Origin of the sequence: Pseudomonas sp. KD5 (assembly GCF_012932895.1) — a bacterium.
In the GTDB taxonomy this organism is placed as follows: domain Bacteria; phylum Pseudomonadota; class Gammaproteobacteria; order Pseudomonadales; family Pseudomonadaceae; genus Aquipseudomonas.
Genome location: NZ_JDWJ01000003.1, coordinates 392,266 through 414,747 on the forward strand (window position 1 = coordinate 392,266; position 22,482 = coordinate 414,747).

Sequence of the window (22,482 nt, forward strand, 5' to 3'; positions counted from 1 at the left end):
TTTTTGTCGGTAAAATCTTTATATCTTGCCAAGCAACAGCAGGATCAACAGCACCACCAACACCACGCCGATGATGCCGGACGGGCCGTAACCCCAACTTCTGGAGTGCGGGAAGACCGGCAGGCCGCCTATCAGCAACAGGATAAGAATAACGATAAGAATTGTGCCCATGTCTATTTCCTTGTTGGAAGCGTTGTGGGTTTGACCTGGCGTTTTAGCCATCAGCTGGACTTGTATTAATCCTAGCTGCTTAAAAAATCCGACTCATGGCTATGAAGAAAAATTCCAAGTTTTTTTAATGTTTTTGGAAAGTATGTTTATTTCTTTTGCTGTGTCTCGAAGTTGAAACAACCGCACCGCGCCGTGGTTCATCGCTGGCCATTCAGCACTCTGATGGAGCGTGGGTCGCGCATTATCCTTCGCTACACTCGGTGCATCTTCCCCGGAACAACAAGGCTGTTTGCTATGCAAAATCGCATGATGATCACTGGCGCGGGCTCAGGCCTGGGTCGCGAAATCGCGCTGCGCTGGGCGCGTGAAGGCTGGCAGCTGGCCTTGTCGGATGTCAGTGAGCCCGGCCTGCAGGAAACCCTCAAGTTGGTGCGCGAAGCCGGCGGTGACGGCTTCATTCAGCGCTGCGATGTGCGCGACTACAGTCAGTTGACCGCCTTCGCCCAAGCCTGCGAAGAGAAACTCGGCGGTATCGATGTCATCGTCAACAATGCCGGTGTGGCCTCGGGCGGGTTCTTCAGTGAACTGTCGCTGGAGGACTGGGATTGGCAAATCGCGATCAACCTGATGGGCGTGGTCAAGGGCTGCAAGGCCTTCCTGCCGCTGCTGGAGAAAAGCAAAGGCAAGATCATCAACATCGCCTCGATGGCGGCGCTGATGCAAGGCCCGGCCATGAGCAACTACAACGTGGCCAAGGCAGGTGTGGTGGCGTTGTCCGAAAGTTTGCTGATTGAACTGGCCCATGAGGAAGTCAGCGTGCATGTAGTTTGCCCGTCGTTCTTCCAGACCAATCTACTGGACTCCTTCCGTGGCCCGACCCCGGCCATGAAAGCCCAGGTCGGCAAATTGCTGGAGAGCTCACCGATCACCGCTGCTGACATTGCCGACTACATCTATCAGCAGGTCGCCGTCGGCGAATTCTTGATCCTGCCTCACGAACAGGGCCGTATGGCCTGGGCGATCAAACAGAAAGACCCGCAATTGCTCTACAACGAAATGACTGTGATGGCCGACAAAATGCGCGCCAAGGCCAAACAAAACGCAGGCTGAACTTGCCTGTGCGCAACACCGTCGTTAGGGTGGCCGCCAACCGGCCATCCCAACGAGACGTCTGCATGCTCAATTACCTGTGGTTTTTCCTCGCCGCGCTGTTCGAAATCGCCGGCTGCTTCGCTTTCTGGATGTGGCTGCGCCAGGGTAAAAGCGTGTGGTGGGTCATCCCGGCCTTGCTCAGCCTGACGTTATTCGCGCTACTGCTGACCCGGGTCGAAGCGAGCTACGCCGGTCGCGCCTATGCCGCCTACGGTGGCATCTACATCATTGCGTCGGTTGGTTGGCTGGCGGTGGTCGAGCGGATTCGACCATTGGGCTCTGACTGGATCGGCGTGGCGCTGTGTGTACTCGGGGCGAGCGTCATTTTGTTTGGCCCGCGCCTTACCGCTTCCTGACGGATCGGTCCTTCATTCAAGCGGGTTGTCAGATACGTCCGTCAGGGTGATGCAGCCTGCATTGTAGGGCGGGACTGTTTTGCGGTCGTTGCATTGAAGACCCGCTCTGCGCCGGGCATCTTCAGGGGCCGGTAACCCTGAAGGATGAATGCCATGCTTGTACTCAGTCGCGTTGTGGGCGAGTTGATATCCATTGGTGACAACATTTCCGTGCGGGTGCTCGCCGTCAACGGAGGCAGTGTGCGCTTCGGTGTTGAAGCGCCACAGGAGGTCAACGTACACCGCGCCGAAGTCTACGAGCGCATCCAGATCAAACAGGCAAAAGCCAAAGGTCGTTGACTCAGTCGAACAGGTGCTTGGGCACGTCGTGCTTGAGCATCAACTGGCATTGCTCGCTTTCCGGATCGAAGACGATCAGCGCCTGGCCCTTGGTCAATGCCTGACGGACACGCAATACACGGGTTTCCAGCGGCGTGTCATCGCCGTTGTCCGTGCCGTCACGGGTCACGAAATCCTCGATCAGGCGGGTCAGGGTGTCGACTTCAAGTTGGTCGTGGGGGATCAGCATAAGGCACCTCGGTTAAACATTGGCGCGATGCTACGGCGGATATGAACACATCACCAGTGTTCGCCTCAGCTTTCTGTGCGCTGTCCCAGCAGACTATCCACCGATGGCACCCGGGTATCGCTTTCCATCTGCGTCTCGTGCTCGATCTGGTGACTGAACCGCTCCAGCGATCCCGTGGCTGGTTGTGCATCGCTGGCGAATACCGGCGGGCTGAGGATGTAGGCGCCGAGCAGGCGGCTGAGGGCGGCGAGGCTGTCGATGTGGGTGCGTTCGTAGCCGTGGGTGGCGTCGCAACCAAAGGCCAGCAGCGCGGTGCGTATGTCGTGGCCGGCGGTGACGGCCGAGTGAGCATCGCTGAAGTAATAGCGGAACAGGTCCCGACGCGCCGGCAGTTCGTTGTCAGCGGCCAGGCGTAGCAGGTGCCGCGACAGATGATAGTCATAAGGCCCGCCGGAATCCTGCATCGCCACGCTCACCGCGTGTTCGCTGGAGTGCTGGCCGGGCGCGACCGGCGCGATGTCGATGCCGACGAATTCGCTGACATCCCAGGGCAGGGCAGCCGCCGCACCACTGCCGGTTTCCTCGGTGATGGTGAACAGCGGATGGCAGTCGATCATCAACTCTTCGCCGCTGTCGATAATCGCTTTCAGTGCCGCCAGCAGTGCGGCAACGCCAGCCTTGTCGTCGAGGTGACGGGCGCTGATGTGGCCGCTTTCGGTGAACTCCGGCAACGGGTCGAAGGCGACGAAATCGCCGACGCTGATCCCCAGCGAATCGCAATCGGCGCGGGTGGCGCAATAGGCGTCCAGGCGCAATTCGATGTGATCCCAGCTGATCGGCATTTCATCCACGGCGGTGTTGAACGCGTGCCCGGAAGCCATCAGCGGCAACACGCTGCCACGGATCACGCCGTTGTCGGTGAACAGGCTGACGCGGCTGCCCTCGGCAAAACGGCTGGACCAGCAGCCGACGGGCGCCAGGGTCAGGCGTCCGTTGTCCTTGATCGCGCGAACCGCCGCGCCAATGGTATCCAGGTGAGCGGAGACTGCTCGGTCCGGGCTGTTCTTCTTGCCCTTGAGAGTCGCGCGGATGGTGCCGCGACGGGTCATTTCAAAGGGAATGCCCAGCTCTTCGAGGCGCTCGGCGACGTACCGCACGATGGTGTCGGTGAACCCGGTGGGGCTGGGAATGGCGAGCATTTCCAGCAGGACTTTTTGCAGGTAATCGAGATCCGGTTCGGGAATTTTGCTGGTCATGGAAACTCCTGATGGTGTTGGTACAGACAACACATCACTAAGGGACTGCCGGCTGACTATGCGCAAACAACAAGTCCACAAACCGCTCGGCCGTCGGCTGCGGTTCATGGTTGGCCAAGCCGGCGCGTTCATTGGCTTCGATAAACACGTACTGCGGCTGGTCGGCGGCCTGAACCATCAGGTCGAGCCCGACCATCGGAATATCCAGCGCTCGCGCCGCGCGCACCGCCGCGTCCACCAAGGCTGGATGCAGAATCGCCGTGACGTCTTCAAGGATGCCGCCGGTATGAAGATTCGCCGTGCGCCGTACGAACAAGTGCTCGCCGGCCGGCAGAATGCTGGCGTAGTCATAACCCGCCGCCTGTAAGGTGCGTTGGGTCTCCTGATCCAGCGGGATTTTGCTTTCGCCGCTGGTTGCCGCCTGACGGCGACGACTCTGGGCTTCGATCAGCGCACCGATGGAATGCTGACCATCGCCCACCACTTCCGCCGGCCGGCGAATGGCAGCTGCGACCACCTCGAAGCCGATCACCAGAATCCGCAAATCGAGGCCTTCGTGAAAACTTTCCAGCAGCACTCGACTGTCGAATGCGCGAGCGTTTTCGATGGCTTGCTGGACCTCCTCAATGCTGCGCAAATCCACCGCCACCCCTTGACCCTGTTCACCGTCCAGCGGTTTGACCACCACCCGTTCGTGCTCGTCGAGAAACGCCAGATTGTCGTCCGCGCTTCCCGCCAGTTGTTGGGCGGGCAGTTTGAGGCCGGCGTTTTTCAGCACCTTGTGAGTCAGGCTTTTGTCCTGGCACAAGGTCATGCTGATGGCGCTGGTCAGATCGCTCAGGGATTCGCGGCAACGCACCCGACGACTGCCGTGGATCAAGGTAAACAGACCGGCTTGCGCGTCATCCACCTGCACCTCAATACCGCGCCGATGAGCCTCTTCGACGATGATCCGCGCATACGGATTGAACTCGGCTTCGGGGCCGGGGCCGAGAAACAACGGCTGGTTGATGCCGTTCTTGCGCTTGATCGCAAAGGTCGACAAGTTGCGAAAACCGAGCTTGGCGTAAAGACTCTTCGCCTGACGGTTGTTGTGCAGCACCGACAGGTCCAGGTAACTCAGCCCACGGCTCATGAAGTGTTCGATCAAGTGCCGCACCAGCACTTCACCGACGCCTGGGCGGGAACATTGCGGATCCACCGCCAGGCACCACAGGCTGCTGCCGTTTTCCGGATCGTTGAATGCCTTGTGGTGATTGAGGCCCATGACGCTGCCGATAATCGCGCCGCTGTCCTCGTCTTCCGCCAGCCAGTACACCGGGCCGCCCTGATGATGGGGCGTCAGCAAACCTGCATCGATCGGCAGCATGCCGCGAGCCTGATACAGCTGATTGATCGCCTGCCAGTCCGCCTCGCTTTGCGCCCGACGAATGCGAAAACCGCGAAACACCCGGGTGGCCTGACGGTAATCGCTGAACCACAGGCGCAAAGTATCGGACGGGTCGAGAAACAGTTGCGCCGGTTCCAGCCCCAGCACTTGCTGGGGGGCGGCGACGTACAAGGCGATGTCCCGCTCACCGGGCTGCTCATTGAGCAACTCTTGGGCGAGGCTCGCCGCATCGGGAAAGGTATGGCCGATCAGCAACCGGCCCCAACCGCAATGCACGGCGATGGGCGCGGCGCTCAATGCACTGCCGTCTTCGGCCAGGCGTGCCTGCAAGCGTTCGTAGGAGGGTGCCTGACCGCGCAACAGGCGTTGGCTGTAAACCGTGGCGTGGGGTTTCATCGATCAGATTCCTTGTTCACTGAGCCACAGGTTCAGGGCCGCCAATTGCCACAGCTTGGAGCCACGCAACGGGGTCAGTTGACCTTGCGGATCGGTCAGCAGGCGGTCGAGCATGGCGGGATTGAACAAGCCGCGATCCTGGCTCGGGTCGAGCAGCAGTTCACGTACCCAGTTCAACGTGTCGCCCTGCAAATGCTTGAGGCCGGGGACCGGGAAGTAACCCTTTTTACGGTCGATCACTTCACTGGGAATCACCAGCCGCGCCGCTTCTTTCAACACTTGCTTGCCGCCATCCGGCAGTTTGAATTTGCCCGGCACCCGCGCCGACAATTCCACCAGGCGATAGTCGAGAAACGGCGTGCGCGCTTCCAGGCCCCAGGCCATGGTCATGTTGTCGACGCGTTTGACCGGGTCGTCCACCAGCATCACGGTGCTGTCCAGGCGTAGGGCTTTGTCCACCGCCGCGTCGGCACCGGGCTGTGCGAAATGTTCCTTCACGAAGTCGCCGGCGGCATCGTTGGCTGTCAGCCATTTCGGCTGCACTGTGGCGGCATAGTCGGCATAGCTGCGGTCGAAAAACGCATCGCGATATGCCGCATACGGATCGCTCGCGCCGTCCACCTGCGGATACCAGTGATACCCGGCGAACAATTCGTCCGCACCCTGGCCGCTCTGCACCACTTTGCAATGCTTGGCCACTTCCCGGGACAGCAGGTAGAAGGCAATGCAGTCATGGCTGACCATCGGCTCGCTCATGGCGCGGAACGCTGCCGGCAGTTGCTCGATGATCTCTTGTTCGTCGATACGCAGTTGGTGATGCCGGGTGCCGTAGTGTTTGGCGATCAGGTCCGAATACTGAAATTCATCACCACGCTCGCCACCGGCATCCTGGAAACCGATGGAAAAGGTCGACAAGTCTTCGACCCCGACTTCGCGTAACAGCCCCACCAACAGACTCGAATCGACACCACCGGACAGCAGCACACCGACATCCACCGCCGCCCGTTGACGGATTGCCACCGCTTCACGGGTGCTGTCGAGCACGCGATCGCGCCAGTCTTCGAGGGTCAGATTCAGTTCGTCGGCATGTGGGCCGTAGGGCAGGGTCCACCAGGTTTTCTGCTCGGTGGTGCCGTCGGCTTCGATACGCATCCAGCTCGCCGGGGGCAGTTTTTCGATGCCCGCCAGCAAGGTGCGCGGGGCCGGGACCACCGCGTGGAAGTTCAGGTAATGATTGAGCGCCACCGGATCGAGGATCGGGTTGATGTCGCCGCCCTTGAGCAATGCCGGCAATGCCGAGGCAAAGCGCAGGCGCTGGCCGGTGCGCGACAGGTACAGCGGCTTCACACCGAGACGGTCGCGGGCGATGAACAGACGCTGGGCGTCACGTTCCCAAATGGCGAAGGCGAACATGCCGTTGAGCTTGGGCAACAGCGCTTCACCCCAGGCGTGATAGCCCTTGAGCAGCACTTCGGTGTCGCCACCGGAGTAGAAGGCATAACCGAGGCTTTCCAGCTCGGTGCGCAGTTCCGGGAAGTTGTAGATGGCGCCGTTGAAGGCCAGGGACAGGCCCAGTTGGTTATCGATCATCGGCTGCGCCGAGCCGTCCGACAGGTCCATGATTTTCAGGCGCCGATGGCCCAGGGCAATCGGGCCTTGGCTGTGGAAGCCCCACGCATCAGGGCCGCGAGGGGCCAGGTGATGGGTGATTCGTTCAATGGCTGCGAGGTCTGCAGGCTGATGGTCGAAACGTAATTCTCCAGCTAATCCGCACATAAGTCCTTACCGGTTTTTCCGTTGGGGAGGGTCAATCGATACCTCGCCAAAACGGCGGGTACCCGAAAACTGACCCATGTGAATCCCTGGAGTTTTAGACCGATAAGTTATAAGTCTATGGATCAGACTTTTCCGCGGATCAACTGGCGCAAGGCAAAACGGTTGGGATGGCAGGCCTCGGCCACGGTTTTGGGCAAGGGCAAAGGCTCGTTCTCAAGCCAGGCCGCCAACAGTTCGCCGGACAATGGCGCGGTGATCAAACCGCGAGAACCATGGCCGCTGTTGACGTAAAACCCATCAAGCCACGGGCAGGGCACATCGGGCACTTGCCGGGCATCTTTGCTCAGCGCGGCATAGGCATTGGCGAAGCTGGCCTGATCGGCCAACGGTCCGACGATCGGCAGGTAATCGGGACTGGTGCAGCGGAACGCCGCGCGCCCTTCAAGCTGCTGCGGGTCCAGGTCTTGAACATGCAGGCGGGTGACCAGGTCGGTGGAGATTTCTTCGAGCAACGCCAGGTTGCCGAGGTGCTCGGCGACGGTCGGGGTCAGATCATCACTCTTGAAGTCGAAGCTGGCGCCAAGCGTGTGTTCGCCCAGACGAGCAGGCGCCACATAGCCTTCGGCGCAGACAACGGTCGCCAGGCTCTGGCTTTCAGGGGTTTGCGCCAGTCGGGTGATCTGGCCGCGAATGCGTTTGAGCGGCAGCTCGGCGCTTTGGGGAAAACGCTTGATCTCGGCGGCGCCGGCCAGAATCACCACGGGCGCGCTGGCCAGCAGTGTCTCGCCGTCCCAGGCCTGCCATTGATCCTCCACCTTGCGCAGTTCCAGCACCTCGCGATGGGGCAGCCACTGAATGTTCGTTGAAGACGCCTGCCACTGGCACAACGCAGGAGGATGAACCCAGCCGCCTTCGGGGAAGAACAGGCCGCCGTGCTCCAGTTCGATGCCGGCCCGGGCCTGTGCTTGCGGTTGATCGAGCAGGTGTACCAGGCCTGGCGGAAAGGCCGTGGCCAATTGCGCCTGACGCTCGGCTTCCTTGGTATTGAAGGCCAGTTGCAAGACCCCGCAATCGTCCCAGTCGACGCCGCGCTGCAATTGTTCCAGCAGGCGCCGGGTGTAACCAAAACCGCTGACGATCAATTGCGACAGCGCGGTGCCGTGGGCCGAAAGCTTGAGGTACAGCACACCCTGAGGGTTGCCCGAGGCTTCCTGCGCCAGTGCTTCGTGGCGCTCCAACAGGCTCACTTGCCAACCCCGCGCGGCGAGACTGGCGGCGCTGGCGCAACCGGCCAGCCCGGCACCGATTACCAGGGCGTGGCGCTCGCCGGTCGGCGGAGTTGGGCGAGCGAACCAGGGTTTAGTCGCGACAGGTGGTGCGGTCTCTTCAGGCCAGCCAAGAAAGGTGCCCCGCAGGATCTCCCACTTGTGACCGATGCCTGGCGTGCGTTTCATCTTGAAGCCTGCGGCGTTCAACAGGCGGCGTACCCAGCCGGTGCTGGTGAAGGTGCTGATGGTCGAGCCGGGTGCCGCCAGACGCGCCAGTTCGGCAAACAGTTCGGCGGTCCACATGTCGGGGTTTTTCGCCGGGGCGAAACCGTCGAGAAACCAGGCGTCGATCTGCGCGTCCAGTTGCGGCAACTGCTCCAGTGCATCGCCAATCAGCAGCGTCAGGGTGACGCGGCCATTGCCCAGCACCAGCCGCTGGAAACCTTGATGAATCGCCACGTATTGCGCCAGTAATTGATCGGCGAACGGCTTGAGATCCGGCCATAACGCCAGGGCCCGTTGCAGATCGGCGGTGCTCAGCGGGTATTTTTCGACACTGACAAAATGCAGCCGCGCACCGGCCACTGCGTGCTGTTCGAACAACTGCCAGGCACAGAGAAAATTCAGTCCGGTGCCGAAACCTGTTTCGCCAATCACCAGTCGCCCACCCGCCGGCAATGCGGCGAAGCGGTCGCGCAAATCGTTTTGCTCCAGAAACACGTAGCGGGTTTCTTCAAGGCCCGACTGGTCGGAAAAGTACACATCATCGAACACCCGCGAACGCGGGCGACCTTGGTCGTCCCAGTCGAGCTGGGCGTGGGGCAATACAGGTTTCATGGCAGGCTCGGCAACGGCAAGACCGCCATTCTAGCCGATCGCCACGGTGGTGCTTGATCCGTGGCAAGTGCCACATTCGGGGGGCAGGGAGAATCGTCGTTTTGTGGCGAGGGAGCTTGCTCCCGCTCGGGTGCGAAGCAGCCGCAAGTTGGTTGTCTATGTAGCACCGGAGTACATGTTTTCTGATATCGGGACGGCTTCGCCGTCCAGCGGGAGCAAGCTCCCTCGCCACAGGGTTCGTATCAGTCTCAAGGATGGATTTGTCCTACGCATGAGACGCCAATCCGCTAGTCTTGCTCAATCCTGGAAGGAGTGTCTCCATGTTCGAATCCGCCGAAATCGGTCATGCCATTGACAAAGAAACCTATGAAGCCGAAGTGCCGGCCCTGCGTGAAGCCTTGCTCGAAGCGCAGTTCGAACTTCGGCAGCAACACCGTTTTCCAGTGATCATTTTGATCAACGGCATCGAAGGGGCCGGCAAGGGCGAGACGGTCAAGTTGCTCAACGAATGGATGGACCCGCGCCTGATCGAGGTCCGCACCTTCGACCAGCAGACCGACGAAGAGCTGGCTCGACCACCCGCCTGGCGCTACTGGCGGATGCTCCCAGCCAAGGGGCGCATGGGGATTTTCTTCGGTAACTGGTACAGCCAGATGCTGCAAGGGCGGGTTCATGGTTTGTTCAAGGATCCGCGACTCGATCAAGCCATCAACGGCGCCGAACGGCTGGAGAAGATGTTGTGCGACGAAGGCGCGCTGATCTTCAAGTTCTGGTTTCACCTCTCCAAGAAACAAATGAAAGCGCGGCTCAAGGCGCTGAACGACGATCCGCTGCACAGCTGGCGCATCAGCCCGCTGGACTGGCAACAATCCGCGACCTACGACAAGTTCGTGAAGTACGGCGAACGGGTACTGCGCCGCACCAGCCGCGACTACGCGCCGTGGCACGTGATTGCTGGCCTGGATGCGCGTTATCGCAGCCTGGCGGTCGGCAAGATTCTGCTCGAGGGCCTGCAGAGCGCGCTCAAGAGACCCAGGATTCACCCGCACAAAGTCAGTGCCGCGCCCTTGTCTCCCAGCGTCGATCACGTGAATCTGCTCGACAGCCTGGACCTGACCCTGAACCTGGACAAGGACGATTACGAAGAGCAACTGATTACCGAGCAGGCACGGTTTTCCGGGCTGATGCGCGACAAACGCATGCGTCGTCACGCGTTGATCGCGGTGTTCGAGGGCAACGACGCGGCAGGCAAGGGCGGGGCGATCCGTCGGGTGGCCGCGGCACTCGACCCACGTCAGTACAACATCGTGCCGATCGCCGCGCCTACCGAAGAAGAACGGGCGCAGCCGTATCTCTGGCGGTTCTGGCGGCATATTCCGGCGCGGGGAAAATTCACTGTGTTCGATCGTTCCTGGTATGGCCGGGTGCTGGTGGAGCGCATCGAGGGTTTTTGCAGCGAGGCGGACTGGTTGCGTGCCTACAGCGAGATCAACGACTTCGAAGAGCAGCTCGACGATGCCGGGGTGATCGTGGTCAAGTTCTGGCTGACCATCGACAAACAGACTCAGATGGAGCGCTTCCAGGAGCGCGAAGAGATCCCCTTCAAGCGTTTCAAGATCACTGAAGACGACTGGCGTAACCGCGACAAGTGGGACGATTACCGCGCTGCGGTTGGCGATATGGTCGACCGCACCAGCACCGAGGTATCGCCCTGGACCCTGGTGGAAGCCAACGACAAGCGCTGGGCGCGGGTCAAGGTATTGCGCACCCTCAATGAGGCGCTGGAAGCAGCATTCGAAAAGTCCGACAAACGGGAGAAGAAACTGCAAAAGCGCAAGCGCTGAGCCGATGGTTACGCATACGCGGGGTGAATGATTGTCGCGGTCAGTCATGAGTCGGACTTATGCTCGGTCCAACTCCCGACTGACAACAACAATGAGGTGTATGCCATGCGTGAAGTGGTGATCGTCGACAGCGTGCGGACCGGCCTGGCCAAATCCTTTCGCGGCAAGTTCAACATGACCCGTCCCGACGACATGGCGGCCCACTGTGTCAACGCGCTGCTCACGCGCAATGACGTCGACCCGGCCAGCGTCGAGGATTGCATCGTCGGCGCCGGTTCCAACGAAGGTGCCCAGGGTTACAACATCGGTCGCAACGTCGCGGTGCTGTCGCACCTGGGCATCGGCACGGGTGGCATGACCCTTAACCGCTTCTGTTCGTCGGGCTTGCAGGCCATCGCGATTGCCGCCAATCAGATCGCTTCCGGTTGCAGCGACATCATCGTCGCCGGCGGTGTCGAGTCGATCAGCCTGACCATGAAAAGCGTCAACACCGACCACCTGATCAACCCGCTGCTGAAAGAGCAGGTGCCAGGTATCTATTTCCCCATGGGCCAGACGGCCGAGATCGTCGCGCGTCGTTACAGCGTCAGCCGTGAAGAGCAGGATCTGTACGCCCTGCAAAGCCAGCAACGTACCGCTCTGGCGCAGGCCGCCGGGTTGTTCAACGATGAAATCGTGCCGATGGCGGTGAAGTATCGCGTTGAAGACAAGACCACCGGCCAAGTGCAGATCCTCGACGGCATTGTCGATCACGACGACTGCAACCGCCCCGACACCACCCTGCAAAGCCTGGCCGGGTTGAAACCGGTATTTGCCGAAGACGGCTCGGTGACCGCCGGCAACTCGTCGCAGCTGTCTGACGGTGCTTCGATGACGCTGGTGATGAGCCTGGAAAAAGCCCTGGCGCTGGGGCTCAAGCCCAAAGCCTTCTTTCGCGGTTTCACCGTGGCCGGGTGCCAGCCGGACGAGATGGGCATCGGCCCGGTGTTCTCGGTGCCGAAGTTGCTCAAGGCCAAGGGGTTGCAGATTGCCGACATTGATTTGTGGGAGCTCAACGAAGCGTTCGCCTCGCAATGCCTGTACAGCCGCGACCGGCTGGAGATCGACAACGACAAATACAACGTCAATGGCGGCTCGATTTCCATCGGCCACCCGTTCGGCATGACCGGTTCGCGTCAGGTCGGGCACATCGTGCGCGAGTTGCAGCGACGCAACCTTCGTTACGGCATCGTCACCATGTGCGTGGGCGGTGGGATGGGGGCTACGGGGTTGTTTGAGGCGGTGCGCTAATTCCGTGAGGTCGCCTTCGCGGGCAAGCCCATGCTATCCCGTGGGAGCGAGGCTTGCCCGCGAAGCAGTCACCTCGATGACATGTTCATGCTCAAAACCTGCATCCGCTCGATATAAGCCTGGATCTCCTTCTCGGCCGTCGCCGCATTATCGAACGGCCCCTCCAGGGTCTGTTCCCGGGTGGTGAAATACAACTCCCCATTGACACGACACAACCGGTCACAGCGAAAGTGCGTGGTGGGGGCGGTGTCCTGGGCGCGCATGCCGTACATGGGCGATCTCCTGCAGAGGGCGGTTTCAATGAGCTTATGCATGAACCCTTTGCAACGCCTGGCGAGCTGATCGACGGCATCCCGTCAATGTCATGGTACGACCTGCACAGTTTCATTTGCGGCCCGTGGGCAACTGTCCCTGTGTCGCGCCCCGGTCTGAGCCTAGAATGACCGTTCTCGTCAACGGGCTTCGGGGTCAGCATGCATATTTCATCGGGTCGCTGGGTGTACGGTTTATTCCTGGCCTTGCTGACCGCGTTGTTGTGGGGAATTCTGCCGATCAAACTCAAGCAAGTGCTGCTGGTGATGGACCCGATAACGGTGACCTGGTTTCGCCTGATGGTGTCCGGCGGGTGCCTGTTCATATATCTGGCGGCGACCAGACGCTTGCCGAGTCGCAAAGTCCTCGGCCCGCGCGGTGGCTGGTTGGTGTTGATGGCGGTACTCGGACTGGTCGGCAACTACGTGCTGTACCTGATGGGCCTGAACCTGCTCAGCCCCGGCACCGCGCAGCTGGTGGTGCAAATGGGTCCGATCATGTTGCTGATCGCCAGTCTGTTCGTGTTCAAGGAGCGTTTCAGCGTGGGGCAGGGGATTGGCCTGCTGGTGCTGCTGATCGGCTTTGCACTGTTCTTCAATCAGCGCTTGGGCGAGTTGCTCACCTCCCTGACCGATTACACCGCGGGTGTGCTGATGGTGCTGTTGGCGTCGACGGTCTGGACCTTCTATGCCTTGGGCCAGAAGCAGCTGCTCACGGTGTGGAATTCGTTGCAGGTGATGATGGTGATTTACCTGTTCTGCGCGCTGTTGCTGACACCATGGGTGCATCCGCTGGAAGCGCTGCAACTGAGCCCGCTGCAAGGCTGGCTGCTGCTGGCGTGCTGCTTGAATACCCTGATCGCGTATGGTGCCTTCGCCGAAGCCTTGGCCCATTGGGAAGCTTCGCGGGTCAGCGCGACGCTGGCGATCACACCGCTGGTGACTTTTGCCGCGGTGGCCGTGGCGGCCTGGTTGTGGCCTGACTTTGTGCATGCCGAAACGATCAACAGTCTGGGTTATGGCGGGGCGGTGCTGGTGGTGCTCGGGTCGGCGTTGGTGGCGTTGGGGCCATCGTTGATCGCCGGGCTCAGGGCACGGCGGGTGCGGATGGCAGCCAGTTAGACCGCGTTATCGTTCATCGCGGGCAAGCCACGCTCCCACAGGTTTTGGGTCGCTCACGGGTGTTGTGATTGACACAAATCCTGTGGGAGCGTGGCTTGCCCGCGATGACTGACTGTCGGGCGCTAGAGAACTCAGCCCTTGGCACCTGCCTCCAGCATATTCTCCGGCCTCACCCACGTATCGAACTCTTCATTGGTCAGATACCCCAACTTCAACGCCGCCTCACGCAGTGTCAGCCCCTCGCTGTAGGCCTTCTTGGCAATCTCGGCTGATTTGTCGTAGCCGATGTGCGGGTTCAGCGCCGTCACCAGCATCAAGCCTCGTTCCAGATGCTCGGCCATTTTCTCGGCATCCGGTTCCAGGCCGGCGATGCAATGCTGCTGGAAGTTGCTGCAGCCGTCGCCCAGCAAGCGGATCGATTGCAGCAGGTTGTGGATGATCACCGGTTTGAACACGTTCAATTGCAGGTGCCCCTGACTGGCGGCAAAACCGATGGCGACGTCGTTGCCCAACACCTGACAGGCCAGCATCGACAACGCTTCGCACTGGGTCGGGTTGACCTTGCCAGGCATGATCGAGCTGCCCGGCTCGTTGGCCGGCAGTTTCACCTCGGCAAACCCGGCTCGTGGTCCGGAGCCCAGCACGCGCAGGTCGTTGGCGATTTTCATCAGGGTCACGGCGAGGGTTTTCAGGGCGCCGGACAGCGTGGTCAGTGGCTCATGACCGGCCAGTGCGGCGAATTTGTTCGGCGCGGTGACGAACGGCAGGCCGGAGAGGGCGGCCAGTTCGGCGGCGATCGCTTCGCCAAAACCGTGGGGTGAGTTCAATCCGGTGCCGACCGCGGTGCCGCCCTGGGCCAGTTCACAGACCGCCGGCAACGCGCTGCGGATCGCCCGCTCGGCGTAATCCAGTTGTGCGATGAACGCCGAGAGTTCCTGACCGAATGTAATCGGCGTGGCGTCCATCATGTGGGTACGACCGGTCTTGACCAGTTTCATGTGCCGCGCGGACAGCTCCGCCAAACCGCCGGACAACTCAGCGATCGCCGGCAGCAAATGCTGTTGCACCGCCTGAACCGTCGCGATGTGCATGGCCGTGGGGAAGCAGTCGTTGGAACTCTGGGAACGGTTGACGTGATCGTTGGGGTGCACCGGGCTCTTGCCACCGCGCGGGTTGCCGGCCAGTTCGTTGGCGCGACCGGCGATCACTTCGTTGACGTTCATGTTGCTCTGGGTGCCGCTACCGGTCTGCCAGACCACCAGCGGGAACTGGTCGTCATGTTGGCCGTCGAGCACTTCGTCGGCCGCTTGTTCGATCAGGCGGGCGATGTCGGCGGGCAGGTCGCCATTACGATCGTTGACGCGTGCCGCGGCTTTCTTGATCAAGGCCAGGGCATGCAACACAGCCAGCGGCATGCGTTCGTTGCCAATGGCGAAATTAATTAGCGAGCGTTGCGTCTGAGCGCCCCAGTAAGCGTCATCCGGGACTTCCACCTGGCCCAGGCTGTCGGTTTCGATACGGCTCATCATGCACACTCCTGTAGGTCTGATAGCGCAGTTTAGGCTGTGATCGCCGGTCGTGGTTCCATCAGTCTGGAATTTGACCGTTCAACCCCTCTAAATCAGTCGCGACAAGGCTTGGGGTTGAGCGACACACTTTTTTAGGCGCAGAATGGTCGCCCTTGGGGTTATACCTCGCCTGCTAGAAAAGGAAACTCGATGACTCGTCTTCGTGCCATCTGTACCGCGGTTGCACTGGTTTGCGCCAGCGGCCAGGTTTTTGCCGATACCGCCAGCCACAACGCCAGTGCCGAAGCTTTCCTGACCCTGGCGCACGCTGACAAACTGGGCACTCCGGTGTACATGCAAGTGCAGCAAATGTTCGCTCAGCGCTTTGAACAGACCAAAGCCCCTGAGTCGAAGAAAGCCGTTCTGGAAACTTATCAGGCCAAGGCCAACGCAGCGCTGGACGCAGCCATTGGCTGGAACAAGCTGAAGCCGGACATGGTCAAGCTCTACACCACCAACTTCAGCGAATCCGAGCTCAAGGATCTGGTGGCGTTCTACCAGTCGCCACTGGGTAAGAAAGTCCTGGAAAAAATGCCGCAGCTGACTCAGCAGTCGGCCCAGATGACTCAAGCCAAGCTGGAAAGCGCGGTGCCTGTGGTCAACAAACTGCTGGCTGACATGACTAACGAGCTGGATCCTAAAGCCGGCGCCGCTGCTCCTGCAGCCAAGAAAAAGCCTTAAGCGGAGCCGGGTATGACCATGCAACAACGCATCGAATCGACGCTGGGGCTGCTGCAGCCCGAGCACCTGCAAGTACTGGATGAAAGCCACATGCACAGCCGTGGGTTGCAGACCCACTTCAAGGCGGTGGTGGTCAGCCGGCAGTTCGAAGGGCTCAATCGCGTCAAGCGTCACCAGAAGGTGTACGGCACTTTGGGCGAACTGATGGGCGAGTTCCATGCGTTGGCGCTGCATACCTACACGCCTGAGGAATGGGCGCAGATCGACGCGGCTCCGGCCTCGCCGACCTGTGCTGGCGGCAGCAAGCATTAACCCTTGGTTTTTTGCTAGAATCCGCAACGCGCCGCTCACCCGGCGCGTTTTTTTTTCGCATCCGGTTCACCCCTTACGAGGGTAGCCACCTGGAGAATTACCCATGACACAACAGATTGTCGTGGCGGCACTGTATAAGTTCGTCACCCTGGAAAATTACGTTGATCTGCGCGAGCCACTGCTGCAAGCGATGATCGACAACGGCATCAAAGGCACGCTGCTGATCGCCGAAGAAGGCATCAACGGCACCGTGTCCGGCAGCCGCGAAGGCATCGACGGGCTGATGGCCTGGCTCAAGAACGACCCGCGCATGGACGACATCGACCACAAAGAGTCGTACTGCGACGAACAGCCGTTCTACCGCACCAAAGTCAAACTCAAGAAAGAAATCGTCACCCTGGGCGTTGAGGGCGTGGACCCGAACAAAAAGGTCGGCACCTATGTGGATCCGCAGAACTGGAACGCGCTCATCAGCGATCCGGAAGTGCTGTTGATCGACACCCGCAATGACTACGAAGTCTCGATCGGCACCTTCGAAGGCGCCATCGATCCGAAGACCACCAGTTTTCGCGAATTCCCCGACTACATCAAAGCCAACTTCGACCCGGCCGTGCACAAGAAAGTCGCGATGTTCTGCACCGGCGGCATTCGCTGTGAGAAGGCGTCGAGCTACATGCTCAGCCAGGGTTTCGACGAGGTTTATCACCTCAAGGGCGGCATCCTGAAGTACCTCGAAGAGGTGCCGCAGGAAGAAACCAAATGGCAGGGCGACTGTTTCGTGTTCGATAACCGCGTGACCGTTCGTCACGATCTCAGCGAAGGCGACTACGATCAATGTCATGCCTGTCGTACGCCCGTCAGCGTTGAAGACCGCGCATCCGAGCACTATGTGGCCGGCATCAGTTGCCCGCATTGCTGGGATAAGCTGAGCGAGAAAACCCGTCGCAGTGCCATCGACCGGCAGAAGCAGATCGAACTGGCCAAGGCGCGCAACATGCCGCACCCGATCGGTTACAACTACAAGCAATCCGCTTCCGAGGCTTGAACCATGTCTGCACGCCTGCTCTATGTGATGGATCCGATGTGTTCCTGGTGCTGGGGCTTCGCTCCGGTGGCCAAAGCGCTGGTTGAGCAGGCGCAGGCGGCGGGTGTGGAGTTGCATCTGGTGGTGGGTGGTTTGCGCACCGGCAGTGGCGCGGCGCTGGAACCGACCACCCGGCGCTACATTCTTGAGCACTGGCAGGCGGTTCACGAGGCCACCGGCCAGCCGTTCAAATTTGAAGGCGCGTTGCCCGACGGGTTTGTCTACGACACCGAGCCTGCCTGTCGGGCGCTGGTGACCGCGCGCAGCCTGGCGCCGGATTGCGCCTGGACACTGCTCGGGCTGATCCAGCATGCGTTCTACACCGAAGGTCGCGATGTCACTCGTGCCAGCGTGTTGGTGGAGCTGGCGGAGCAGGCCGGTTTGCCGCGCATCGAGTTTGCCGCAGCGTTCGATCGTGCCGATCAGCACGCTGCGACCGCCGCCGATTTCACTTGGGTCCAGGACTTGGGCATTGCCGGTTTCCCGACCTTGCTGGCAGAGCGCAATGGTCAATTGGCGCTGCTGACCAATGGCTATCAGCCCCTGAGCGAGTTGTCACCGTTGCTCGGCCGCTGGCTGGAGCGCGCTGCCTGTGCATGATCTGCCCGATGATGCAGCAGCTCCCAAACGTGTCGATCGGCTGAGCTGGGCGGAAATCCGCCGCCTGGCCCTTCATCATAAAAAATCCCTGTGGATCGCCAACGGCGTTGCGGTATTGGCAACGCTGTGCAGCGTGCCGATCCCGTTGCTGTTGCCGTTGCTGGTGGACGAAGTGCTGCTGGGCCACGGTGACGTTGCGCTGAAAGTCATGAACCACGCGCTGCCCGACGTCTGGCAGAAAGCCGCGGGTTATATCGGCCTGATGCTGCTGGTGACCCTGGCGCTGCGTTGCGCCGCGTTGTTGTTCAACGTGGTGCAGGCGAAATTGTTTGCGGCGCTGGCCAAGGACATCGTGTATCGGATTCGGGTGCGGTTGATCGACCGGCTCAAGCGCATCTCGCTGGGCGAATACGAAAGCCTGGGCAGCGGCACGGTGACCACGCACCTGGTCACCGACCTGGATACCCTGGACAAATTCGTCGGCGAAACCCTCAGTCGTTTCCTCGTGGCGATGCTGACGCTGGTGGGCACCGCATCGATCCTGATGTGGATGCACTGGAAACTTGCGCTGCTGATTCTGCTGTTCAACCCGCTGGTGATCTACGCCACGGTGCAGTTGGGCAAGCGGGTCAAACATCTGAAGAAGCTCGAGAACGACAGCACCTCACGCTTCACCCAAGCCTTGACCGAAACCCTGGACGCTATCCAGGAAGTGCGTGCCGGTAATCGTCAGGGTTTTTTCCTCGGACGGTTGGGGCAGCGAGCGCGGGAAGTGCGCGATTACGCGGTGAGCTCGCAGTGGAAAACCGATGCATCGAACCGGGCCAGCGGTTTGCTGTTCCAGTTCGGCATCGATATTTTCCGCGCCGCGGCCATGCTCACCGTGCTGTTTTCCGACCTGTCCATCGGCCAGATGCTGGCGGTGTTCAGCTACCTGTGGTTCATGATCGGTCCGGTGGAACAACTGCTCAATCTGCAGTACGCCTTTTATGCCGCTGGTGGTGCGCTGTCGCGGATCAACGAGTTGCTGGCCCGTGCCGACGAGCCGCAATACACCGGCAGTGTCGATCCGTTCCAAGGGCGCGACACGGTGGGCATCGAAGTGCAGGGGCTGAGTTTCGGCTACGGCGACGAGTTGGTGCTGAACCAAATGAACCTGTCGATTGCCCCCGGTGAAAAAGTCGCGATTGTCGGCGCCAGCGGGGGGGGCAAAAGTACTCTGGTGCAGTTGCTGTTGGGCCTGTACACGCCGCTGGCCGGGACCATCCGTTTCGGTGGTTCGACTCAGCAAGAAATCGGCCTGGAAACTGTGCGCGAAAATGTCGCCGTGGTCCTGCAACATCCCGCCCTGTTCAACGACACCGTGCGCGCCAACCTGACCATGGGCCGCGAACGCAGTGACGAAGCCTGCTGGCAGGCACTGGAAATTGCTCAGCTGCACCACACGGTGCGTGCATTGCCCAACGGTCTGGACAGTATCGTCGGGCGATCCGGTGTGCGTTTATCCGGCGGGCAGCGTCAACGCCTGGCGATTGCCCGAATGGTGTTGGCCGAGCCCAAAGTGGTGATCCTCGACGAAGCCACGTCCGCACTGGACGCGGCCACTGAGTACAACCTGCACCAGGCGCTGGCGCGGTTCTTGAGCCACCGCACCACGTTGATCATTGCGCACCGATTGTCGGCCGTGAAGCAGGCCGATCGAGTGTTGGTGTTCGATGGCGGGCAGGTTGCCGAGGATGGCGACCATCAGCAGTTGATTGCCGATGGTGGTTTGTACGCCAAGCTTTATGGGCATTTGCAGCAAATTCAACGACCTTGAACTTTGTACGGTTTTCTGCGCTTAGTGTTTGAGCGGTCCCGAGGAATTCAATTTTGGCGTTTTTTGCGCTCTGTCTGGCCAGACAATCGGATTGCAGTGGTGTGCTCGATGATTCGAAGTGTCGGAAATTAGCCTAGTCTGTGCTGTCAGGTGCGGGATTTATTTGGGTGTTCATCCGGCAATGCTTATGCAAGGGACCTCATGAAGCAAAAACGGACTCTCGGAACGCCACGGCTGTTGGGCATCGTCTGGCCATTTATCGCCGTTGTGTTGTTTCAGGCATTGTTGGGCGGCGTCAGTCTTTACGTTCTTTCAGCGGTTCGTGGCTACGTCGGCGGTGAGAGCCTGTGGTCCAAGGGCCAGAAAGACGCCATCTATTACCTCAATCTCTACGCCGACAGTCGCGACGAGACGATTTTTCTCAAATACCAGAACGCGATTGCCGTGCCTCAGGGCGGCCATGAGTTGCGTATGGCGCTGGATCATCAGCCACCGAATATCGAGGCCGCGCGGCTCGCGATTCTCAAGGGCGGCAATCACCCGGACGACGTCCCCAGCCTGATTTGGCTGTACCTCAATTTCCGGCATTTCAGTTACCTGGAAAAAGCCATCGAACTCTGGACGATCGGTGACGAGTACCTGGTGCGGCTCGATGACGTCGCGCGGGAAATGCATCAGGGTATCGTCGATAACCAGGCCACCGATGCCGATATCAAGCACTGGAAGGCGCAGATTTTGGCCATCAACGATGGCGTGACGCCCCCTGCCAAAGCGTTCAGCGATGCCTTGGGCGAGGGCTCGCGCATGATTCTCCGGCTGCTGCTGGCGACGAACCTCGCCACAGCGCTGGGCCTGATCGTGCTGGCCTTGCTGCGTACCCACAAACTGCTCGAACAACGCCATGCCTTCGCCGATGCCTTGCAGTTGGAGAAAGACCGGGCGCAGATCACCCTGCAATCGATTGGCGACGGGGTGATCACCACCGACGTCGAGGGCGCGATTGCCTACATGAACCCGGCCGCCGAGGCCTTGACTCACTGGAAGGCCGAACAGGCGACGGGGTTGCCATTGGCGGCGCTGTTCAATCTACTGGACGAGAACGCTCAGGCCGACGGTTTTACCTTGATCGAACACATTTTGAGCGGCCAGCTCAGTGGCGGTAGCGAACATTCCAAACTGATCCAGCGACTGGATGGCAGCACGGTTTCGGTCACCTTGGTCGGTGCGCCGATCCGCAATGCGGGCAAGGTCAGTGGCACCGTGCTGGTGCTGCATGACATGACCCAAGAGCGGCAGTACATCGCCAATCTGTCCTGGCAGGCGACCCATGACGCCTTGACCGGGCTGGCCAACCGCCGCGAATTCGAATATCGCCTGGAACAGGCCCTGCATGGCCTGATGCGACAAGCGGGACGTCACGCCTTGATGTTCCTCGATCTGGATCAATTCAAACTGGTCAACGACACCTGCGGTCATGCTGCCGGCGATGAGTTGTTGCGGCATATTTGTGCGTTGCTGCAATCAGGATTGCGCGAAGGCGACACCCTGGCCCGATTGGGGGGTGACGAGTTCGGCATTCTGTTGGAAAACTGTGCGCCGGAAGCGGCTGAGAAAATTGCCGAAGTCCTGCGCCAGACTGTGCAGAACCTGCATTTTGTCTGGAAAGGCCGGCCGTTCGTGACCACGGTGAGCATTGGTCTGGTGCACGTCACTCAGAGTCCGGCCACCCTCGAAGCCTCGCTGCGAGCCGCTGATATGGCCTGTTACATGGCCAAGGAAAAGGGCCGCAACCGGGTTCAGGTCTATCACGCCGACGATTCGGAACTGTCCCTGCGCTATGGTGAGATGGCCTGGGTGCAACGCCTGCACATGGCGTTGGAGGAGGACCGCTTTTGCCTCTACTCCCAGGAAATCGCGCCTCTGGGTCTTGGCGAGCGGGACGGCGGACATATCGAAATCCTGCTGCGCCTGCATGACGAAGCCGGGCGCATGATTCTACCGGACAGTTTCATTCCGGCCGCCGAGCGTTATGGTTTGATGACGTCGCTTGACCGCTGGGTGGTGGAGAACGTTTTCAAGGTCATTGCCCAGGCCATCGCCCAAGAGGGCGAAGAGCCGCTGGCCATGTGTGCGATAAATCTGTCAGGTATTACTATCGGAGATGAGGCGTTTCTGGACTTCCTTCGTGAACAGTTTGTTGCATATTCAATTCCACCTGAAATGATTTGTTTTGAAATTACAGAAACCAGTGCGATTTCCAATTTGCCTAGCGCAATTAGATTTATTAATGAACTCAAAGGCTTAGGTTGCCACTTCTCATTAGATGACTTCTGCGCCGGTATGTCCTCATTCGCTTACTTGAAACATTTACCTGTAGACTTCCTGAAGATCGACGGGAGTTTCGTAAAGGATATGCTGGACGACCCGATTAACCGCGCCATGGTCGAAGTGATCAATCACATCGGGCATGTCATGGGTAAGCGTACGATTGCCGAGTTCGTTGAAACACCTCAGATCGAGCAGGCATTGCTGGAGATCGGGGTGGATTACGCTCAAGGGTATCTGATTGAACGCCCGCATCTGTTTACCTGCGACAGTTTACAAAGTCGTCCTGCCAGGCCACGGCCTTTGTTATTCAAGGCGCCCGGCACGTTCCGTTGAAATCTCTTGTTGATCTGAAA

The 22,482-nt window shown here is 60.0% G+C and carries 20 protein-coding genes; 12 read left to right on the plus strand and 8 right to left on the minus strand.

Annotated elements, in window-relative coordinates; all coding sequences use genetic code 11:
* Positions 1 to 18: 18 nt before the first annotated feature.
* Positions 19 to 177, minus strand: a complete 159-nt coding sequence (locus tag AF70_RS08830) for a DUF3309 family protein (RefSeq protein ID WP_172901242.1) — start codon at positions 175 to 177, stop codon at positions 19 to 21.
* Positions 178 to 465: 288 nt separating this feature from the next.
* Here AF70_RS08830 and AF70_RS08835 point away from each other — a divergent pair, with 288 nt between their 5' ends.
* The 3 genes from AF70_RS08835 to csrA all read left to right on the plus strand — a co-directional run bounded on the left by AF70_RS08835 (position 466) and on the right by csrA (position 2,018).
* Positions 466 to 1,281: an SDR family oxidoreductase gene (locus AF70_RS08835; RefSeq protein WP_028938961.1), complete on the plus strand. Its 816-nt coding sequence runs from the start codon at positions 466 to 468 to the stop codon at positions 1,279 to 1,281.
* A 65-nt stretch (positions 1,282 to 1,346) separates the two neighbouring features.
* The gene (locus tag AF70_RS08840) at positions 1,347 to 1,679 is read left to right on the plus strand and encodes a YnfA family protein (RefSeq protein ID WP_019650473.1); all 333 of its coding nucleotides are present in this window, start codon (positions 1,347 to 1,349) and stop codon (positions 1,677 to 1,679) included.
* Between the two features lie 153 nt (positions 1,680 to 1,832).
* Complete coding sequence (gene csrA, locus AF70_RS08845; RefSeq protein ID WP_028938962.1) at positions 1,833 to 2,018, plus strand: carbon storage regulator CsrA; 186 nt, start codon at positions 1,833 to 1,835, stop codon at positions 2,016 to 2,018.
* A 1-nt stretch (position 2,019) separates the two neighbouring features.
* Here the strand turns inward: csrA and AF70_RS08850 are convergent, their stop codons facing one another.
* From AF70_RS08850 to mnmC, 5 genes are all read right to left on the minus strand, one after another.
* Complete coding sequence (locus AF70_RS08850; RefSeq protein ID WP_003199186.1) at positions 2,020 to 2,247, minus strand: YheU family protein; 228 nt, start codon at positions 2,245 to 2,247, stop codon at positions 2,020 to 2,022.
* A 65-nt stretch (positions 2,248 to 2,312) separates the two neighbouring features.
* Positions 2,313 to 3,503 carry an osmoprotectant NAGGN system M42 family peptidase gene (locus AF70_RS08855; protein WP_028938963.1) on the minus strand — a complete coding sequence of 397 codons (1,191 nt, stop codon included), beginning with the start codon at positions 3,501 to 3,503 and terminating at the stop codon, positions 2,313 to 2,315.
* A 37-nt stretch (positions 3,504 to 3,540) separates the two neighbouring features.
* Complete coding sequence (gene ngg / locus AF70_RS08860; protein WP_028938964.1) at positions 3,541 to 5,289, minus strand: N-acetylglutaminylglutamine synthetase; 1,749 nt, start codon at positions 5,287 to 5,289, stop codon at positions 3,541 to 3,543.
* A 3-nt stretch (positions 5,290 to 5,292) separates the two neighbouring features.
* Positions 5,293 to 7,065 carry an N-acetylglutaminylglutamine amidotransferase gene (locus AF70_RS08865; protein WP_019582600.1) on the minus strand — a complete coding sequence of 591 codons (1,773 nt, stop codon included), beginning with the start codon at positions 7,063 to 7,065 and terminating at the stop codon, positions 5,293 to 5,295.
* 122 nt (positions 7,066 to 7,187) lie between these two features.
* Positions 7,188 to 9,170 carry a bifunctional tRNA (5-methylaminomethyl-2-thiouridine)(34)-methyltransferase MnmD/FAD-dependent 5-carboxymethylaminomethyl-2-thiouridine(34) oxidoreductase MnmC gene (gene mnmC / locus AF70_RS08870; RefSeq protein ID WP_028938965.1) on the minus strand — a complete coding sequence of 661 codons (1,983 nt, stop codon included), beginning with the start codon at positions 9,168 to 9,170 and terminating at the stop codon, positions 7,188 to 7,190.
* A 320-nt stretch (positions 9,171 to 9,490) separates the two neighbouring features.
* On the opposite strand from mnmC, the gene pap reads away from it, so the two are divergent.
* Both pap and AF70_RS08880 read left to right on the plus strand, forming a co-directional pair.
* Entirely contained in the window at positions 9,491 to 11,014 is a 1,524-nt protein-coding gene (pap, locus tag AF70_RS08875; RefSeq protein WP_028938966.1) for a polyphosphate:AMP phosphotransferase, read from the plus strand.
* A gap of 105 nt (positions 11,015 to 11,119) precedes the next feature.
* Positions 11,120 to 12,304 carry a thiolase family protein gene (locus AF70_RS08880; RefSeq protein ID WP_019582597.1) on the plus strand — a complete coding sequence of 395 codons (1,185 nt, stop codon included), beginning with the start codon at positions 11,120 to 11,122 and terminating at the stop codon, positions 12,302 to 12,304.
* 68 nt (positions 12,305 to 12,372) lie between these two features.
* Here AF70_RS08880 and AF70_RS08885 read toward each other — a convergent pair whose 3' ends face one another.
* On the minus strand, positions 12,373 to 12,576 hold the full coding sequence (locus AF70_RS08885) for a DUF6316 family protein (RefSeq protein WP_018929870.1): 204 nt from the start codon (positions 12,574 to 12,576) through the stop codon (positions 12,373 to 12,375).
* Between the two features lie 201 nt (positions 12,577 to 12,777).
* On the opposite strand from AF70_RS08885, the gene AF70_RS08890 reads away from it, so the two are divergent.
* Positions 12,778 to 13,737, plus strand: a complete 960-nt coding sequence (locus AF70_RS08890) for a DMT family transporter (protein WP_028938967.1) — start codon at positions 12,778 to 12,780, stop codon at positions 13,735 to 13,737.
* Positions 13,738 to 13,868: 131 nt separating this feature from the next.
* Here AF70_RS08890 and AF70_RS08895 read toward each other — a convergent pair whose 3' ends face one another.
* The gene (locus AF70_RS08895) at positions 13,869 to 15,263 is read right to left on the minus strand and encodes a class II fumarate hydratase (protein WP_028938968.1); all 1,395 of its coding nucleotides are present in this window, start codon (positions 15,261 to 15,263) and stop codon (positions 13,869 to 13,871) included.
* 192 nt (positions 15,264 to 15,455) lie between these two features.
* On the opposite strand from AF70_RS08895, the gene AF70_RS08900 reads away from it, so the two are divergent.
* From AF70_RS08900 to AF70_RS08925, 6 genes are all read left to right on the plus strand, one after another.
* A complete protein-coding gene (locus AF70_RS08900) occupies positions 15,456 to 15,986 on the plus strand; it encodes a DUF2059 domain-containing protein (protein ID WP_018929867.1) in 531 nt (176 codons plus the stop codon).
* A 12-nt stretch (positions 15,987 to 15,998) separates the two neighbouring features.
* Entirely contained in the window at positions 15,999 to 16,298 is a 300-nt protein-coding gene (locus tag AF70_RS08905) for a BolA family transcriptional regulator (RefSeq protein WP_007939900.1), read from the plus strand.
* 103 nt (positions 16,299 to 16,401) lie between these two features.
* Positions 16,402 to 17,343, plus strand: a complete 942-nt coding sequence (locus tag AF70_RS08910) for a rhodanese-related sulfurtransferase (protein ID WP_018929865.1) — start codon at positions 16,402 to 16,404, stop codon at positions 17,341 to 17,343.
* 36 nt (positions 17,344 to 17,379) lie between these two features.
* On the plus strand, positions 17,380 to 17,982 hold the full coding sequence (locus tag AF70_RS08915; RefSeq protein ID WP_178119830.1) for a DsbA family protein: 603 nt from the start codon (positions 17,380 to 17,382) through the stop codon (positions 17,980 to 17,982).
* Positions 17,975 to 19,801, plus strand: a complete 1,827-nt coding sequence (locus tag AF70_RS08920) for an ABC transporter ATP-binding protein (RefSeq protein ID WP_018929863.1) — start codon at positions 17,975 to 17,977, stop codon at positions 19,799 to 19,801. The genes AF70_RS08915 and AF70_RS08920 overlap by 8 nt, the downstream gene beginning before the upstream one ends.
* Before the next feature lie 201 nt (positions 19,802 to 20,002).
* Complete coding sequence (locus AF70_RS08925; RefSeq protein WP_028938970.1) at positions 20,003 to 22,462, plus strand: EAL domain-containing protein; 2,460 nt, start codon at positions 20,003 to 20,005, stop codon at positions 22,460 to 22,462.
* The last annotated feature ends 20 nt before the right edge of the window (positions 22,463 to 22,482 follow it).

Coding starts and splice junctions, on each gene's coding strand:
- AF70_RS08835 (WP_028938961.1), top strand. CDS start 466: ATGCAAAATCGCATGATGATCACTGGCGCGGGCTCAGGCCTGGGTCGC.
- AF70_RS08840 (WP_019650473.1), top strand. CDS start 1,347: ATGCTCAATTACCTGTGGTTTTTCCTCGCCGCGCTGTTCGAAATCGCC.
- csrA (WP_028938962.1), top strand. CDS start 1,833: ATGCTTGTACTCAGTCGCGTTGTGGGCGAGTTGATATCCATTGGTGAC.
- AF70_RS08850 (WP_003199186.1), bottom strand. CDS start 2,247: ATGCTGATCCCCCACGACCAACTTGAAGTCGACACCCTGACCCGCCTG.
- AF70_RS08855 (WP_028938963.1), bottom strand. CDS start 3,503: ATGACCAGCAAAATTCCCGAACCGGATCTCGATTACCTGCAAAAAGTC.
- ngg (WP_028938964.1), bottom strand. CDS start 5,289: ATGAAACCCCACGCCACGGTTTACAGCCAACGCCTGTTGCGCGGTCAG.
- AF70_RS08865 (WP_019582600.1), bottom strand. CDS start 7,065: ATGTGCGGATTAGCTGGAGAATTACGTTTCGACCATCAGCCTGCAGAC.
- mnmC (WP_028938965.1), bottom strand. CDS start 9,170: ATGAAACCTGTATTGCCCCACGCCCAGCTCGACTGGGACGACCAAGGT.
- pap (WP_028938966.1), top strand. CDS start 9,491: ATGTTCGAATCCGCCGAAATCGGTCATGCCATTGACAAAGAAACCTAT.
- AF70_RS08880 (WP_019582597.1), top strand. CDS start 11,120: ATGCGTGAAGTGGTGATCGTCGACAGCGTGCGGACCGGCCTGGCCAAA.
- AF70_RS08885 (WP_018929870.1), bottom strand. CDS start 12,576: ATGTACGGCATGCGCGCCCAGGACACCGCCCCCACCACGCACTTTCGC.
- AF70_RS08890 (WP_028938967.1), top strand. CDS start 12,778: ATGCATATTTCATCGGGTCGCTGGGTGTACGGTTTATTCCTGGCCTTG.
- AF70_RS08895 (WP_028938968.1), bottom strand. CDS start 15,263: ATGAGCCGTATCGAAACCGACAGCCTGGGCCAGGTGGAAGTCCCGGAT.
- AF70_RS08900 (WP_018929867.1), top strand. CDS start 15,456: ATGACTCGTCTTCGTGCCATCTGTACCGCGGTTGCACTGGTTTGCGCC.
- AF70_RS08905 (WP_007939900.1), top strand. CDS start 15,999: ATGACCATGCAACAACGCATCGAATCGACGCTGGGGCTGCTGCAGCCC.
- AF70_RS08910 (WP_018929865.1), top strand. CDS start 16,402: ATGACACAACAGATTGTCGTGGCGGCACTGTATAAGTTCGTCACCCTG.
- AF70_RS08915 (WP_178119830.1), top strand. CDS start 17,380: ATGTGTTCCTGGTGCTGGGGCTTCGCTCCGGTGGCCAAAGCGCTGGTT.
- AF70_RS08925 (WP_028938970.1), top strand. CDS start 20,003: ATGAAGCAAAAACGGACTCTCGGAACGCCACGGCTGTTGGGCATCGTC.